13 protein-coding genes are annotated in these 14,723 nt (G+C 62.4%); 5 read left to right on the top strand and 8 right to left on the bottom strand.

Annotation, left to right across the window (positions count from 1 at the left end):
• A complete protein-coding gene (locus GJB56_RS18245; RefSeq protein ID WP_113682595.1) occupies positions 1 to 903 on the top strand; it encodes a LysR family transcriptional regulator in 903 nt (300 codons plus the stop codon).
• Between the two features lie 3 nt (positions 904 to 906).
• On the top strand, positions 907 to 1,818 hold the full coding sequence (locus GJB56_RS18240) for a LysR family transcriptional regulator (RefSeq protein ID WP_113682594.1): 912 nt from the start codon (positions 907 to 909) through the stop codon (positions 1,816 to 1,818).
• Here GJB56_RS18240 and GJB56_RS18235 read toward each other — a convergent pair.
• The 5 genes from GJB56_RS18235 to GJB56_RS18215 all read right to left on the bottom strand — a co-directional run bounded on the left by GJB56_RS18235 (position 1,815) and on the right by GJB56_RS18215 (position 8,018).
• A complete protein-coding gene (locus GJB56_RS18235) occupies positions 1,815 to 2,720 on the bottom strand; it encodes an NAD(P)H-dependent flavin oxidoreductase (RefSeq protein ID WP_250884952.1) in 906 nt (301 codons plus the stop codon). The two genes, GJB56_RS18240 and GJB56_RS18235, sit on opposite strands and share 4 nt — an antisense overlap.
• Positions 2,721 to 2,773: 53 nt before the next feature.
• Positions 2,774 to 4,429 (bottom strand): class I adenylate-forming enzyme family protein, encoded by a 1,656-nt coding sequence (locus GJB56_RS18230; protein ID WP_195849624.1) that lies wholly within the window; start codon positions 4,427 to 4,429, stop codon positions 2,774 to 2,776.
• Positions 4,430 to 4,470: 41 nt separating this feature from the next.
• The gene (locus GJB56_RS18225; RefSeq protein WP_007729494.1) at positions 4,471 to 5,235 is read right to left on the bottom strand and encodes an SDR family NAD(P)-dependent oxidoreductase; all 765 of its coding nucleotides are present in this window, start codon (positions 5,233 to 5,235) and stop codon (positions 4,471 to 4,473) included.
• Positions 5,236 to 5,289: 54 nt separating this feature from the next.
• Complete coding sequence (locus tag GJB56_RS18220) at positions 5,290 to 6,420, bottom strand: thiolase family protein (protein ID WP_046379329.1); 1,131 nt, start codon at positions 6,418 to 6,420, stop codon at positions 5,290 to 5,292.
• Positions 6,421 to 6,554: 134 nt separating this feature from the next.
• Complete coding sequence (locus GJB56_RS18215; protein WP_176450530.1) at positions 6,555 to 8,018, bottom strand: MFS transporter; 1,464 nt, start codon at positions 8,016 to 8,018, stop codon at positions 6,555 to 6,557.
• A 195-nt stretch (positions 8,019 to 8,213) separates the two neighbouring features.
• On the opposite strand from GJB56_RS18215, the gene GJB56_RS18210 reads away from it, so the two are divergent.
• On the top strand, positions 8,214 to 9,371 hold the full coding sequence (locus tag GJB56_RS18210; protein WP_113682592.1) for an acyl-CoA dehydrogenase family protein: 1,158 nt from the start codon (positions 8,214 to 8,216) through the stop codon (positions 9,369 to 9,371).
• Positions 9,372 to 9,437: 66 nt separating this feature from the next.
• Here the strand turns inward: GJB56_RS18210 and GJB56_RS18205 are convergent, their stop codons facing one another.
• From GJB56_RS18205 to GJB56_RS18195, 3 genes are read right to left on the bottom strand one after another with little or no spacing between them, the layout of a single operon-like run.
• Complete coding sequence (locus tag GJB56_RS18205) at positions 9,438 to 10,658, bottom strand: CoA transferase (protein ID WP_113682591.1); 1,221 nt, start codon at positions 10,656 to 10,658, stop codon at positions 9,438 to 9,440.
• A 31-nt stretch (positions 10,659 to 10,689) separates the two neighbouring features.
• On the bottom strand, positions 10,690 to 11,688 hold the full coding sequence (locus GJB56_RS18200) for a MaoC family dehydratase (RefSeq protein ID WP_113682590.1): 999 nt from the start codon (positions 11,686 to 11,688) through the stop codon (positions 10,690 to 10,692).
• A complete protein-coding gene (locus tag GJB56_RS18195; RefSeq protein ID WP_113682589.1) occupies positions 11,685 to 12,560 on the bottom strand; it encodes an HpcH/HpaI aldolase/citrate lyase family protein in 876 nt (291 codons plus the stop codon). Before GJB56_RS18195 ends, GJB56_RS18200 begins: the two co-directional genes overlap by 4 nt.
• A 200-nt stretch (positions 12,561 to 12,760) precedes the next feature.
• Between GJB56_RS18195 and GJB56_RS18190 the strand changes: the two genes are divergently transcribed.
• Together GJB56_RS18190 and GJB56_RS18185 are read left to right on the top strand one after the other, a co-directional pair.
• Positions 12,761 to 13,912 carry an acyl-CoA dehydrogenase family protein gene (locus tag GJB56_RS18190; protein ID WP_019745395.1) on the top strand — a complete coding sequence of 384 codons (1,152 nt, stop codon included), beginning with the start codon at positions 12,761 to 12,763 and terminating at the stop codon, positions 13,910 to 13,912.
• A 31-nt stretch (positions 13,913 to 13,943) separates the two neighbouring features.
• Positions 13,944 to 14,690: a GntR family transcriptional regulator gene (locus tag GJB56_RS18185; protein WP_003940169.1), complete on the top strand. Its 747-nt coding sequence runs from the start codon at positions 13,944 to 13,946 to the stop codon at positions 14,688 to 14,690.
• The last annotated feature ends 33 nt before the right edge of the window (positions 14,691 to 14,723 follow it).

Below are 14,723 nucleotides of genomic sequence, written 5' to 3'. Positions count from 1 at the left end.
GTGGATCTGCACTTCGTTACCTACTTCGTCGCTGTCGTCGACCACGGTGGGATAACGAAGGCCGCTCAGGCTCTCTACATTTCGCAGCCCTCGCTGTCACAGGCAATTCGCACGCTCGAGCGTCGACTCGGCGCCACGCTGTTCGATCGGACCGGTAGGCGGTTGGTTCTTACCGACGCGGGCCGCACGTTCGATCTCGCGGCCAGGAGAATCCTTGCCGACGTCGAGCGCGCGAAGGCTAAAGTGACCGCCGTTCGCGAACTCGAGTTCGGCCGGGTAGACGTCGTCTCGTACTCGGCGTTCTCCATCGATCCGATGGTCGAGTTAGTTCGTCGATTCCGGGCCAACTTTCCGAAGATCGTCGTGCGCGTCCTCGACACCTACGGGCCGGCCGGGGTCGACAATGCGTTGCGGCGAGGGTCGGCCGAGGTCGGCGTCAGCGATCTGAGTATCGGGTACGAAGGTTTGGTCACGGCTCCGATTGCCGCTCAGGAGTTGGTACTCGCCACCCATGCGTCGTTGTCCGGCCGGCTTGCAACGCCGTTGGCGGATCCGGTTCCGCGAACGCTCTTGCACAGTTTGCCGCTGGTGGTCGATCTCGGTGATCAATCGAATCAGTTCCGGGGTCTACTCAGCGAAGGCGCCGAGAACGTAGTAGTGGACTGTGTCCACCCTGTGACCACGTGGGAACTGGTTCGCCGCGGAATCGGCGCCACTGTCGTGCCGAGAAGGGTTGCACAGCAGCAGATGACAGACGTCTGCGCCTTCTCCTTCGATCCGCCGCTGACACGCGACGTCGGCATCGTCTATCGCTCGGGCGAGCAATCCCCGGCCGCCGCCGCATTCATCGCGACGGCTGCGGAAATGGCCACCTCCGCCGTTCCGTCCAAGGAAGAGGAGTGAACTGTGGAATTCCGGCAGATGGAGTACTTCCTCGCGGTCGTCGAAAACAAGGGAATCAACGGCGCCGCAGCTGCATTGGGAGTTGCTCAGCCGACCGTGTCACAAGCGTTGCGCGGGCTCGAACGTGAACTGGGAGTGAGGCTTTTCCATCGCATCGGGCGCGGCATGGTGCTCAGTGCGGCCGGTCGCAGCCTGGTCGGCCCGAGTCGACAGGTTTTGCGAGACGTAGCTTCGGCGGCTGAACAGTTGACGGCATCCGATGGCGCCATCGTCGGTCGCCTCGACATCATGGCTTTCCCTGCACTGACCTCGGGGACGATCGTCGATCTGATTGCGGAGTTCTGTCGACGCTATCCGCAAGCACGAGTCAGATTCTCGGAACTCGAGCGTGAGGACAATCTGGAAAGTCTCATCCGGGACGGCCACTGCGAATTCGCGGTGGCTCATCTGCCACTCGAAGCGGGCGAAGGGCTCGAGATCGTCGAATTGGGGGAGCAGGAGTACCGCCTGGTCTACCCGGCGGGAACAGAACTACCCGAGGGGCCGGTACGCCTTTCGGAAATGCCGGACATTCCCATGGTATTCGTTCCTCGCGGGGCAGCAATGGGTGACGCGATCGAAGATTCGATCCGAAAGGCCGGTATTAGAACGGAACTCGCGGTAGTGACCGAGCAACGGGAGTCGAGGCTCCCGATGGTCATCGCCGGGCTCGGCGGTTCGTTGGTCGAGCGCTCGGTGGCGAAATCGATGCCTGGTCAGGTGGTGGAACGGGCCTGTGAGCCGAGATTCCTGCGTGCGTACGGTCTCGCCTTCGACCCCTCGACGTTGTCGCCGGTGGGACAGGTATTCGTGAACCTGATCCACGAGTACCTGTCCGACGAATCCCTGTCCGACGAACACCGGTCACAGCACTAGAGTCGGCAGATGCGTTCTCGAGCGGCAGCGTACTCGGCGGCGAGACGCTCTACTACTGCATGCGTCGGAAGTACGGCGTCGATCGCTCCGATGCCCTGTCCGGCGCCCCAGATGTCACGCCACGCCTTGGTATCGGTGTCGGTGGTCGCGAAACTCATTGCGGAAGGATCGGATTCGGCTAGGTTGTCGGGGTCCAAGCCGGCGGCAACGATGCTGCCCCGCAGGTAGTTTCCGTGTACTCCGGTGAACAGGTTGGAATAGACGATGTCGGAGGCCCCTGAACCCACGATCATCTCCTTGTACGCAGGATCCGCGTTAGCCTCTTCGGTTGCGATGAAAGCTGATCCGACGTATGCCAAATCGGCTCCGGCCGCGAGCGCAGCGAGAATCGAATCACCATGAGCGATGGCACCTGACAACAGCAGTGGACCGGCGAACCACTCACGAATCTCCCGAATCAGGGCAAACGGCGACTGCCTACCGGCATGACCACCGGCCCCGGCAGCTACCGCGATCAGTCCGTCGGCGCCCTTCTCGATCGCCTTGCGTGCAAAGCGATTGTCGATGACGTCGTGAAGAACGATTCCACCGTATGCGTGGACGGCGTCGTTGATGTCGGTGCGAGCGCCGAGGGACGTGATGACGATCGGAACTTCGAACTCGGCGATGGTCGCCAGGTCCTCTTCCAGGCGGTTGTTGGACCGGTGGACGATGAGGTTGACGGCAAATGGCGCCGACGGATTTTCCGGGTGCTCACGATCATGGTCCTCACGAGCGACCGTGATCAGTTTGAGCCAATCCCGAAGTGCCGACTGCGGACGAGCATTCAGTGCCGGGAAGGACCCGATGATCCCAGCGGTGCACTGCGCGATGACGAGGTCAGGAGTCGAGATGATGAACATCGGTGAAGCGAGAACCGGGACACGCAGTTGCGACGTCAGGTCTGCGAAGGTCGTCACCTGGAACCGCCTTTCTGATCGACGGATTCGAGAAGTCTCGAGCGGAGGTCGGTCTTGAGGACCTTACCGGCAGCCGATGTCGGAAGGAGTTCTACCTCGACGACCTCGCGAATCTTCTTGTACGGCAGCACCTGCTCGGCGACAAACGCCTTGATCTGCTCGGCGTCGAACTCGGCGCCCGGAATCATCACCACGAAGGCTACGGGCTCCTGGCCGTTGCTCCCCACTTCGCGGCCGACAACCGCGGCAGTCGAGATCGCCGGGTGCGAAACCAGAATCTCTTCGAGTTCACGCGGATAGACGTTGTACCCCTTGTAGATGAGCATGTCCTTCGCCCGGTCACAGATGAAGAGGTATCCGTCCGAGTCCAGGTACGCGATGTCACCCGTGTCCAACCAGCCGTCGACGAACTGTTCTGCGGTGGTTTCCGGGTGTCCGAGATAGCCGTCGGTGACCTGAGGCCCACGCACCCACAGTTCGCCGCGTTCGTTCTCGCCCAGAACGGTCTTCCGGTCCAGCTGATCGCGAATCTGGATTTCGGTGTCGAAGATCGGGAGGCCGACGCTGCTCTGCCGGTATTCCGAGCCGTTGATCAGCGGAGCTGCCGTGACCACACAGGTGGCCTCGGTCAGCCCGTACCCCTCGACGACGAGCGCTTTGGGAAATGCCCGGCGGAGTGCGGCGAGCGTGACGCTGTCGATCGGGGCAGCGCCCGAAGATACGACGCACACGCTGTCGGTGTTGCGCACCGCAGCGTCGGGATGAACCGACAGTGCATGCCACATGGCGGGCGACCCGGTGAGATAGGTGGCCTCGTGCTTTTCGATCAGTTCGAGCATCCGGCCGGGTTCGAACCGACCGGCAAATACCTGGGTGAGACCGGAAATCAACAGGAACGACGTGTTGAGCAACGAATGTGCGTGGAAGAGAGGTGAGACCACGATGGTCGCCCCTGTTCCCGGCGTCGGACCGAGCACGTCGAGGCCGTCGATGCGTCGAGGCGTGACGAGACCGTCAGGACCTGCCTCCAACTCGTGCCCGGTTCTCCACCCACACATCTGCGTGATGTTGCCGACGACGTTGCGGTGAAGAACACGAACACCTTTGGATACTCCGGTGGTTCCGCCGGTGAACGCAATGTGTGCGATGTCGTCGCTTCGGACGGAGGCAGGGGTGAATTCGGTGGGTAGATCGGCGATGAAGGCGTCGAACGCGACGACCGACTCCGGTGTGTCGAGCGCACCCTCGGTGTCCTGGACCATCACGATCGTACGTACGGAGGTTCCGGAAGAGGCCGCGAGCAGTGTGTGCAGCTGCGAACTCTGAGTGACCGCAGCAACGGCGGACGTCTCCTCGATCTGCTTGCGCAGTCCAAGTTCTGGCTGCAGCGGATTGACCAATGTAACGGTCGTCCCGGCCTGCAGGCAGCCGTAGTAGGCCTGGAGGAACTCGACGCAGTTCCCGAGATGTAGCAACACGACGTCGCCGACGCCGACCCCGGCCTGCCGCAGTGCGCCGGCGAATTGTGCACTGCGCTGACCGAGTTCGCGGAACGTGCACGTGCGCTCGCCGTCCACGACGGCGAGGCGATCACCGTAGAGCGCCGCCATGCTGGGTGCCCAGTAGGCCATGGTGGTGTCCGGGTAGTTCATGTTGTGGCGCAGTTGTGGATTGGCGATCACGCTGATGCCCGTCACCGGGGAGCCATTCGGATCGCGCCGTCGAGTCTGATGGTTTCGCCGTTGAGATAGCCGTTCTCGAGCATCGAGACGGCCAGCTGGCCGAACTCGTCCGGGCGACCCAGCCGGGAGGGGTTGGGAACCGAGGCTTCGAGGGCCGTGCGCACATCTTCGCGCAGGCGCGCCAGCAGGGGAGTGTCCATGATGCCGGGAGCAATGGTGTTGACGCGGATTCCGCGGCTGGCGAGATCGCGCGCAGCGGTGACCGTCATACCGACGATGCCGGCTTTGGACGCCGTGTAGTTGATCTGACCGATCTGACCTTCGAATGCTGCGACCGACGCCGTCATGATGATGGCTCCTCGCTCACCGTCCACGGCATCGAGTTCTGCCATCCGCTCGGCGCCGAGACGGAGTGCGTTGAACGAACCGACAAGATTCAGTTTGACGACGAACTCGAAATCTTCGACCGATCCGGCTTTTCCGTCCTTGTCGAGAATGCGCATGCGACGCCCGGCACCCGCGCAGTGGACGACGCCGCGAAGGCCGCCGCGCTCGTGGGCCGCGTCGAGTGCTTCGGCGAATTGTTCGCTGTCGGTGACGTCGGCCGGGGCGAATTGCGCGGCAGCTCCGAGATCGGCCGCCACCTGCTTACCGTCGGACGAAGGCAGATCGATCAACGTGACCTGCGCTCCGGCGTCGAGCAGCCGTCGAGCGGTTGCCAGGCCGAGACCTGAAGCGCCGCCGGTGATCGCGGTGGAAAGTCCCTCGAGTTTCATGGATCAATTCTTCTTTCCTGCTGGATGACGTGTCGGCCCGAAAACGTTGTCGGGTCAGATCAATTCGAGAATGGTCGCATTGGCCATGCCGCCGGCCTCACACATCGACTGGAGACCGTATCGAATTCCGTTGTCGCGCATGTGATGTGCCAGGCGAGTCATCAAGATCGCACCTGATCCGCCGAGTGGGTGGCCGACCGCGATAGCGCCGCCGAGCGGATTCACACGATCGATGGCTGCGCCGGTTTCAGCCTGCCAGGCAAGCGGGACGGGGGCGAATGCCTCGTTGATCTCGAAGGCGCCGATGTCGTCGATGGACAACCCGGAGCGGTCCAGCGCCTTTGCGGTGGCGGCAATCGGACCGGTGAGCATGATGACCGGGTCGTCGGCTGCGACCACTGCGGTGTGAATACGAACGAGCGGCTTCCAACCGCGTGCCCGGGCGTACTCGCTGGTCGTGACGAGTGTGGCGCCCGCCCCGTCGGAGATCTGAGAAGAGTTGCCGGCGTGGATGACACCGTCGGCGTCGAAGGCCGGGGGCAACTTCGCGAGCGACTCCAGACTTCCGCCTCGCCGAATGCCTTCGTCCTGGGACAACCCGGCGATCGGAGTGATTTGCCCGGTGAATGCTCCTGCATCGGTGGCACTGGCCGCGAGTTCGTGTGAGCGGAGGGAATATTCGTCCAGGGCCGTTCGGGTGAGTGCCCATTTCCGGGCCATCATCTCGGCGCCGGTCCCCTGGCTGAAACTGTCCACACCGTAGCGTTCGAGTACCGAAGCCGGGAAATGCTCACCGTTCTTGCTGGCGGTTCCCATCGGAACTCGCGACATCGATTCGACGCCTCCGGCTACGACCACGTCGTTCTGACCGGAGATGACGGTGGCCGCAGCAAAGGAAACTGCCTGCTGGCTCGATCCGCAGGCCCGGGTCAATGTGACGCCGGGAACGCTGTCGGGCCAGCCGGCGGCGAGTGCCGCTGTGCGGGCGATGCTTCCGGCCTGTTCGCCGACCTGACTGACGCATCCCCAGATCACGTCGTCGACCGTGGCCGCGTCGAGTCCGGTCCGTTCAGCGAGTGCACGCAGTACATGTGCGGACAGTTCGGCCGGATGGATCTCCGAGAGGGCGCGTCCTCGACGGCCGATCGGTGTACGTACTGCGTCGACGATGACGGCATCTCGCATGTATCTCTCCTGCTGTTCGTGCCCGGTGTTGCGATTGTGCGGTCGGGGCGTGCCTCGAGTCGATCACGAGCGGGTCGACCCGGCAATGTCTTTCGGTGAATGGCTTTGTTAGCGAATGGCTATACGTGGAGCATTCAGCCGCGGATGAGCTTGCGATCGCGCTCGGGATTGGCGAAGACGAGGACCAGAACCGCGGCGACGACTCCGATGATGCCGATTGCCTGGAAGGACTGGGCGTAACCGTCGGCCGGGGTTGCTGCGTTGTCCACGATGACTCCCGTTGCGTAGGGAGCAATCAGGCCGCCGATCGACATGATGGCGAGGAAGAATCCCATGGTGCCTGCAGTCTGCTGCGGCGGGCACAGTTCGGAGATCGCAGCGTTGATGAGCGGGAAGGTGATTGCCGAGAATCCGTAGCCGATCGAGACCATGGCGACAGCGACGATGGGAGTGGAGATCTGTGGCAGGAACAGGAGAATCGATCCGCAGATCAGAACGCCGACGCAGGGAACGATGACGCGAACCGTGCGAGAGGTGAAGCCGCGGCCGATCAACTTGTCCGTGACGGAACCGGAGGTGATCATGAGGACGAGGCCGACGATCGAGGGCAGTGCGAACATCGAACCGGCTTGCATCGCACTGTATCCGAGGCCGACCTCGAAGTACGACGGCAACCAGGTGAGAACGACGGTGGTCAGTGCGTAGATGGTGGCGATGAGGAAGCAGCAGCTGACGAAGGTGCGGGAGAGCAGGATCTTGCGCCACGGAACGTTGGGCTCGGTGACTGCCTTCGTTGCCGTCCCGGTCGCCTCGGTTGCTTCTGTATCTGCAGTCTTGGTCGCCTTGACGGCCTTGCTCGTGTACGGGCCTTCGGACCAACCGGCCAGCCAGCAACCCATCCACACGAGTCCGAGGACAGAGAGCGAGAGAACCGCTGCGCGCCAGCCGTAGTGAACGGCGATGAAGGTCAGTACGGGCGCGAGGGCGATCTTCGCGACGGAGGCGGATCCGGCGAGCATTGCACCGGGAAGGCCGCGCTTGGCCGGCGGGTGCCACGAGTACGCGGCGGTGTGCATCAGCGCCGAGCTGGGGCCTTCGGCAAATCCGAGGAGCATGCGCGAGACGATCAACATCGCGAGGCTGGCACCGAGAACGAGGGGGAGCATGACCACGGACCAGATTGCGGCCAGGATCAACAGCGCCCAACGTAGGGTCAGGTACTTGTTGAGCGGTCCGGCGAGAAATCCGCCGATGCAGAACATCAGGAAGAACAGCGAGCCGACCATGCCGATTTGCGAAGACTTCAGTCCGAGCTCGCGAGCGAGGGGCTGAGCGATGATTCCGAGGACTGCTTTGTCCGCGTAGTTGACGATGTAGAGGAAGACGACGAGCCCGGTCATCGTCCACGCACGCTTGCGGGTACCGAAGACGGGGACTGCTGACGAATCTGGCGTTGCTGTTGCTTCGGGCTGGACGTCGTTACGCTGTGGCGCGATGGGGGTCACGTGGCGTCCCTTCGAGACTGGTGGGCGGATGCGATCGTGCTCGAAGCGCGGCCTCGAAGCGATCGGTGGTGTTGTGTTTGCCGGCTGACCCATTCAACGTGTTCTGGATCACTTTGAGCAATGTCGCGTCGATGATCGGAACGATAGCGGTTGCCTATGTATCGCAGGTCAGGCCATATTGGTACGCCCTATCGGACGCATAGCCGATGAGTGTTGGATCGAATACGGAACGTTGAGGCAAGGTGAGATCAGGATCACCCTGTTCCCTTGACCGACTGGAGTTCATACATGCAGCGCACCGTGTTCAACGAGGATCACGAGGCATTCCGGGCTACCGTCCGCGATTTCATCGCGAAGGAAGTAACCCCGGTCCACGAGAAGTGGGAAGTGGACGGTCACCCGCCCCGTGACTTCTACCGACGACTCGGAGAGCTTGGCGTACTCGGAATTCAGGTGCCGGAGGAATACGGCGGAGGCGGCGAGAAGTCGCTCAAGTTCAACGTCGTCGTCGCCGAGGAGGTTGCTGCCGCCGGGGCGTCTTTCGGCTCGCAGTCGGTGCATACGAACCTGATCCTGCCCTACTTGCTCGAGTACGCGAACGACGAGCAGAAGAGCCGCTGGTTGCCGGGCTTCGCCTCCGGTGATCTGATGTTCGCGATTGCGATGACCGAACCGGGAACAGGGTCGGATCTGGCGAACATCGCGACGACGGCCAAGCTGTCGGAGGACGGTACGCACTACGTGGTCAATGGTTCCAAGACGTTCATCACCGGCGGGGTACTTGCCGATCGCGTCCTGGTAGTGTGCCGCACCGCGCCGAGCACAGCGGAGAACCGACGCACCGGGTTGTCGATCCTGGTGGTCGACACGTCGTCGCCCGGATACTCGGTGGGGCGCAAGATCAACAAGATCGGTCTCAAGACCTCCGACACTGCGGAGCTTTCGTTTGTCGACGTACAGGTGCCCGTCGAGGACCGGCTCGGAGAAGAGGGCGACGGATTCAGCTATCTGACCCACAACCTGGCTCAGGAGCGGTTGACCATCGCTTTCGGAGCGGCCGCCACTGCCAGTGCAGCGCTTCGCTTTGCCATCGACTACGTCAAAGACCGCAAGGTGTTCGGTAAGCCCGTCGCGGCATTCCAGAACACCAAATTCGTTCTGGCCGAATGTGCTACCGAGGTTGATGCCATCCAGCTGGTGTCCGACAACGCACTCGAATGTCATGACCGCGGCACTCTGACGATTCCCGACGCCGCGAAGGCGAAACTGTTCTGCACCGAGGCAGCAGGTCGAGTGATCGACAAGTGCCTCCAATTGCACGGCGGGTACGGCTACATCACCGAGTATCCCATCGCGCGTCTTTACGCAGACACGCGTGTCACACGAATCTACGGTGGCACAAGTGAAGTCATGAAGACCATCATCGCGAAGGATCTTGGTCTCTGACGCACTCTCGACATGTTTTCGGCCTCGGAACATTTGTTCCGAGGCCGAAAACATGTTCCAGGTAGATCAGTTCGCCGGAACGCCGACGATGCCGTCCGCGATCAGTGCCGAAGCGTGATCAGCAGTGGTTTCGAGGACATCCGCGAGCACCGCAATCGAATCGCCGCCGACCTCGGAGGCCGGTCCGGCGCTCAGGTGGGCGCCGTCGAACGAGGCTGGGTTCGCGGCAGCCAGATAACTTCCGATTCGAGGCTGATCGAGTGCAGAGAACATTGGGTTGTTCTCCAGTTCACCGGAATTCACCACTTCCTCGAAACTGCGGTACCTCTCGAACAGAACCGACGATGTGTCCAGCGCTGCAGCGATCTCGGCGCCGCTGTGTTCCCGGAACCAATGTGAGAACAGAGCAGTGAGTACCTCTCGATGACGGTAGCGATCCGCTTCGGTGGAGAAGTCCGCTCCGAGGGCACCTTCGACGGCGTCGACAGCCGCCGTGGTGCCGGTGACCGACGCAAGGTCGCGGAAATGGCGGGTAGTGAGTGCAACGATCATGAACCGTTCGTTGTCGCTGGAGACGAAATCGATTCCGTACGTGCCGTAGACGGCGTTCCCGCCGGACTCGCGACTGCGACCGTTCACTTGTACTTCGGTGAGGTAGCCGAGGGTTCCCGCGGTGGCCAATGCGACGTCTTCGAGTGGCAGCGTGATCTGCGTGCCGTGTCCGGTCGAGTCGCGTTGGCGCACAGCGGCAGTGATCGACAGGGCGGCATAGAGCCCGCAGGCGACGTCCCAGGCGGGCAGTGCGTGGTTGACAACTCCGGCGTAGTCGGCGGGGCCGGTGATCTGTGGAAATCCCAACGCGGCGTTGACCGTGTAGTCGACCCCGGGGCTGCCGTCGCGGCGTCCGAGAACCTCGAGGGTGATGACGTCGCTACGCAACTGGGCCAGGGAGTCGTGGCTCATCCAGGTGCGACCGCCGGCATTGGTGACCAGGATTCCGCCGCCAGGTCCCGGAGCCGTGACCAGTTGGCGAATCAGTTCTTGGCCGCGCTCGGCGCGCATGTCCACTGACAGTGACCGTTTGCCTTTGTTGAGTCCGGTCCAGTAGATGCTTTCACCCGTGTCGGTGACGGGCCAGCGCTTGTAATCGGAGGCACCTCCGATCGGGTCGATCCGGATTACCTCGGCGCCGAGCTGGGAGAGAGTCAGTCCGCACAGGGGCGCGGCGACAAAGCTCGAGACCTCGACGATGCGAAGCCCGGACAGCGGGCCTGAAGTCTGAGTCATCTGTGGTCCTCCGTGATAGAAGAGTGTGCGATCATGCCATCAACACGGTGAAACGCCAGTCGAGAACCGGAGTCTGTGTTGCAGAAGCATTGTGGGAGAACACGAGTGAACGCAGTTGCACTGCGGTTCCGTGTTCGAGGGGCGACGAACTTTCGACGTGCAGTTCGCTCGTGAGGGTATCGCCCTCGTGAACGGGCCCGGTGTGATCGCACGAGTGCCATCCGAGAACCGTCACCACGTTGGGCAGAGCGCGAGTTGCCTGGGCAAGTGCAATTCCGATGGTGTGGCCGCCGTAGACGAGGCGACCGTGGGTGCCGACGCGATCGTCGTGGTGCGTCGCTGCGATGTTCAAGCTCAGCCGGGCAAGTTCGGGTGCACTGGTGACGACGTCGCCGCTGCTACGGAATACCGAGCCCACCATATCCGACTCGAAGTGCCTGCCGGGTACCCTCTCGCGATATATGTCGAGGTCCCAGCCGTCAGGTGATACGTACGGCGCAGGTTCGGACGGACCGATCACGGAGAGGTCGTCGGCGTGGCGAGTTCTCGTCTCGATCGGGTCGGGGCTCAGGGGGAGCATGGCGCAGCGGTAGAAGTCGAGGACCGTGTTGCCATTCTGATCAGCGGACGTCATCCGTAGCGCGGCAAGTCCGGTGGCGCCGCGTCCCGGCTTGGCCGAGTTCTCGCGTAGACCGACAACCTCGGTGCGCGTGTACAGGGTGTCACCGAGTACCGGGAAACGGTGGAATCGCAGTCCGCGGTAGAAGAGGTTTGCCTTGACGTGGTGTGTGACCACGGTTGACTGGCCGATGGCGACGTCGGTGACCAGTCCTGGATTCGCCACTGGTGCAGCGGAACCTGTGACGCTCGACGACAGGTGTGCGTCGAGAGGCAAGCGCATGCGGTCACCGAGGATCGACTGATGGGAGGCGGCGAGTCCACTGGTCAACGTCACCGCTGGTGCTTCGTCGAAGATCTGACCGTGGGTGAGTTCGTCGAAGTACGGTCCGCCCACGTAGTGCTCGCTCATACGGTGACTCCTTCGGCTCGGGCAAGCGTACGACGCGCTGCCACGGCCACTGCTTCGTCGAGCATTTGGCCGTCGAGCTGGGCGGCGCCGGAACCCAGGGTTTCGGCTTCTTCGAGTGCGGTCAACACCCGTCTGGCGTCATTGACGGCGTCGTCCGAAGGAGTGAATGCGGTAGTGGCCGAGTCGATCTGCGCCGGGTGGATGACCCATTTGCCGTCGAACCCGAGAGCGCTGGTCCAGTGCGCGGCGCGGCGGAAGGCGTCGTCGTCGGTGATGCCGAGAAAGGGTCCGTCGATGGCGGCGACGCCGGCTGCGCGGCAGGCGATCAGGATTCTGTCCTGGACGGCAAGCCAGTGTTCGGGCAGTGCGGAGCGTGAGCGACCCAGCGCTGCACCGAGATCGGCGTATCCGATGATCGCGGCTTGCAGACGAGGAGTCGCGCGGGCGATGGAGTCGGCATTCTGGACGCCGAGCGGAGTTTCGATCAGGGCTTGCAGGGTGGTGTGGTGCCCACCGGCAGTGAAGAGGATGCGCTCGGCCTCGAGGAGTTCGTCGGCGGACTCGACCTTAGGGACGATCACGCTCGTCAGCGATTCTCCGAGGGTGCCGCAGGCGATCAGGTCGTCGCGGGCCCATGGCGTGGTGAGGCCGTTGATTCGGACCGAGATGGTGCGCGCCCTGCCGAACTCGTGCACCAAGGAGCTCGCGAGGGTTCGCGCAAGGTCCTTGTTCGCCGAAGTGACGGCATCTTCGAGGTCGAGAATCACCTCGTCTGCGTTCGAAGAGAGTGCCTTGCGGGCCTTGCGCTCGTCTGAACCCGGAGCGACCAGGGACGCGCGGCGTCTGGTCGCGCGGTAGTGGTTCTCGTCCATAGTGTGTCGATTACCTCGATCTGGTGATCAAATGTACGGCCAGTTGCGAAATAGATGTGCTGCCGTGAACGGCGTTGATGTGCAGCGAACTGCCTCGATGCTGGCAGTTGCTGCGTATCGATGTCAAGGCGCGGTATTGACATTGCGCGAACAATATCGAAATATGGCCGTACAAACTTATTTCAAGTCGAGGCGGATTCATGCTCAAGCTCAACGACGAAGAGACATTCCTGATCGAAACCGTGCGCCGGTTCGTCGACCGAGAGGTCAAGCCCACGGTCCAGGAGGTGGAGCACGCGAACGAGTATCCCGAGAAGTGGATCGATCAGATGAAGCAGATCGGGATCTACGGCCTCGCGATTCCCGAGGAGTACGGCGGATCACCGGTGTCCATGCCCTGTTATGCGCAGGTGACGCAGGAACTGTCGCGCGGATGGATGTCCCTGGCAGGAGCGATGGGTGGACACACAGTGGTCGCCAAGCTCATCTCGCTGTTCGGTACCGAAGAGCAGAAGGTGAAGTACCTGCCGCGAATGGCAACCGGCGAGATCCGGGCAACGATGGCCCTCACCGAGCCCGGCGGTGGTTCCGATCTGCAGGCCATGACAACCAATGCCAAGAGCGACGGCACAGATCTGGTCGTCAACGGCGCCAAGACATGGATCACCAATGCCCGCCGATCCGGCGTGATCGCCTTGCTGTGCAAGACCGATCCAAGCGCAAGCCCTCGTCATGCGGGCATCTCGATCGTTCTCGTCGAGCACGGCGAAGGCCTGACCGTGTCCCGCGACCTCCCGAAGCTCGGATACAAGGGCGTCGAGAGCTGTGAACTGTCCTTCGACAATTACCGCATCGCCGAGTCGGCCATTCTGGGTGGTACTCCCGGAAAGGGTTTCGGGCAGATGATGAAGGGGCTCGAGACCGGCCGTATCCAGGTGGCTTGCCGTGCACTGGGCGTCGCCACGGCCGCACTCGAAGATTCACTTGCGTACGCGCAGCAGCGCGAGAGCTTCGGCCAGCCGATCTGGAAGCACCAGTCGATCGGCAACTACCTCGCCGACATGGCAACGAAGCTGACGGCCGCGCGGCAGCTGACCTGGCACGCGGCGCAGATGTACGACAGCGGCGAGCGGTGCGACATGGAGGCAGGCATGGCCAAGCTGTACGCCTCCGAAGTGGCGATGGAAATCGCGTTGTCCGCCGTCCGCATCCACGGCGGTTACGGCTACTCGACGGAGTACGACGTCGAGCGGTATTTCCGTGATGCACCACTGATGATCGTCGGGGAGGGAACCAACGAAATTCAGCGCAACGTGATCGTTTCGCAGCTGGTTGCCCGCGGCGGTCTGTGACGGACCGGTGAGCAAGTAGGATCATGTCGCTATGAGCGGTAAGGAAAGAGAGACGGAGCCGGCGTACCAACGCCTCTCTCGTGAGCTTCGTCAGCAGATCTCTGCCGGTACCTACCGCGACGGCATTCAACTGCCCACCGAATCCGAACTGGCGCAGCATCACGGCGTGAGTCGGCAGACGGTCCGCCGAGCCTTTCACGATCTTGTTGCCGAGGGCATCGTGTACCGAGTACCCGGGCGCGGAACTTTCGTGACCGAGAACAGCGGCCGCTACCTCCGTCATCTCGGATCCATCGAAGATCTCATGAACCTTTCGCGGGACACGACGATGGAAGTGGTGTCACCGCTGCAACGGCGCGTGGACATCGAGGCGGCCAGTCGACTTCGGCTCGACACCGACGTCGTGTACACCGTGGTCTTCCGACGGATACACGAGGGAGTTCCGTTCGTGCAGACGACGGCGCATCTGCCGGAGGCGATAGCTCGGCAGATCATCGACCTGCCCGCCATGGCGGCCGGTGCGGTGAGCGCCAATACGGTGATCGGTCTGCTGGAACCGCTGATCGACAGTCCGATTGTCGAAGCAGCACAATCGATCACGGTGTCCCCGGCAACGGCAGACGTTGCCAGGGATGTCGATTGCGAGATCGGCCACGCCATGTTGCGGGTGGACCGTTTGTACTCCAACGCGCAGGGCGTTGCCAACGAGTTGTCGGTGAGCTATTTCTTGCCGGAGCAGTACACGTATCGGGTCACGCTGCGCCGCGGCGCACATTAGCGCTGCACTTTTCTTTGCTGTTCAACACCTTTC

This window comes from Rhodococcus sp. AQ5-07 (assembly GCF_009707305.1).
Taxonomy (GTDB): domain Bacteria; phylum Actinomycetota; class Actinomycetes; order Mycobacteriales; family Mycobacteriaceae; genus Rhodococcus_F; species Rhodococcus_F erythropolis.
This window is presented reverse-complemented; position numbering and strand designations above follow the sequence as displayed.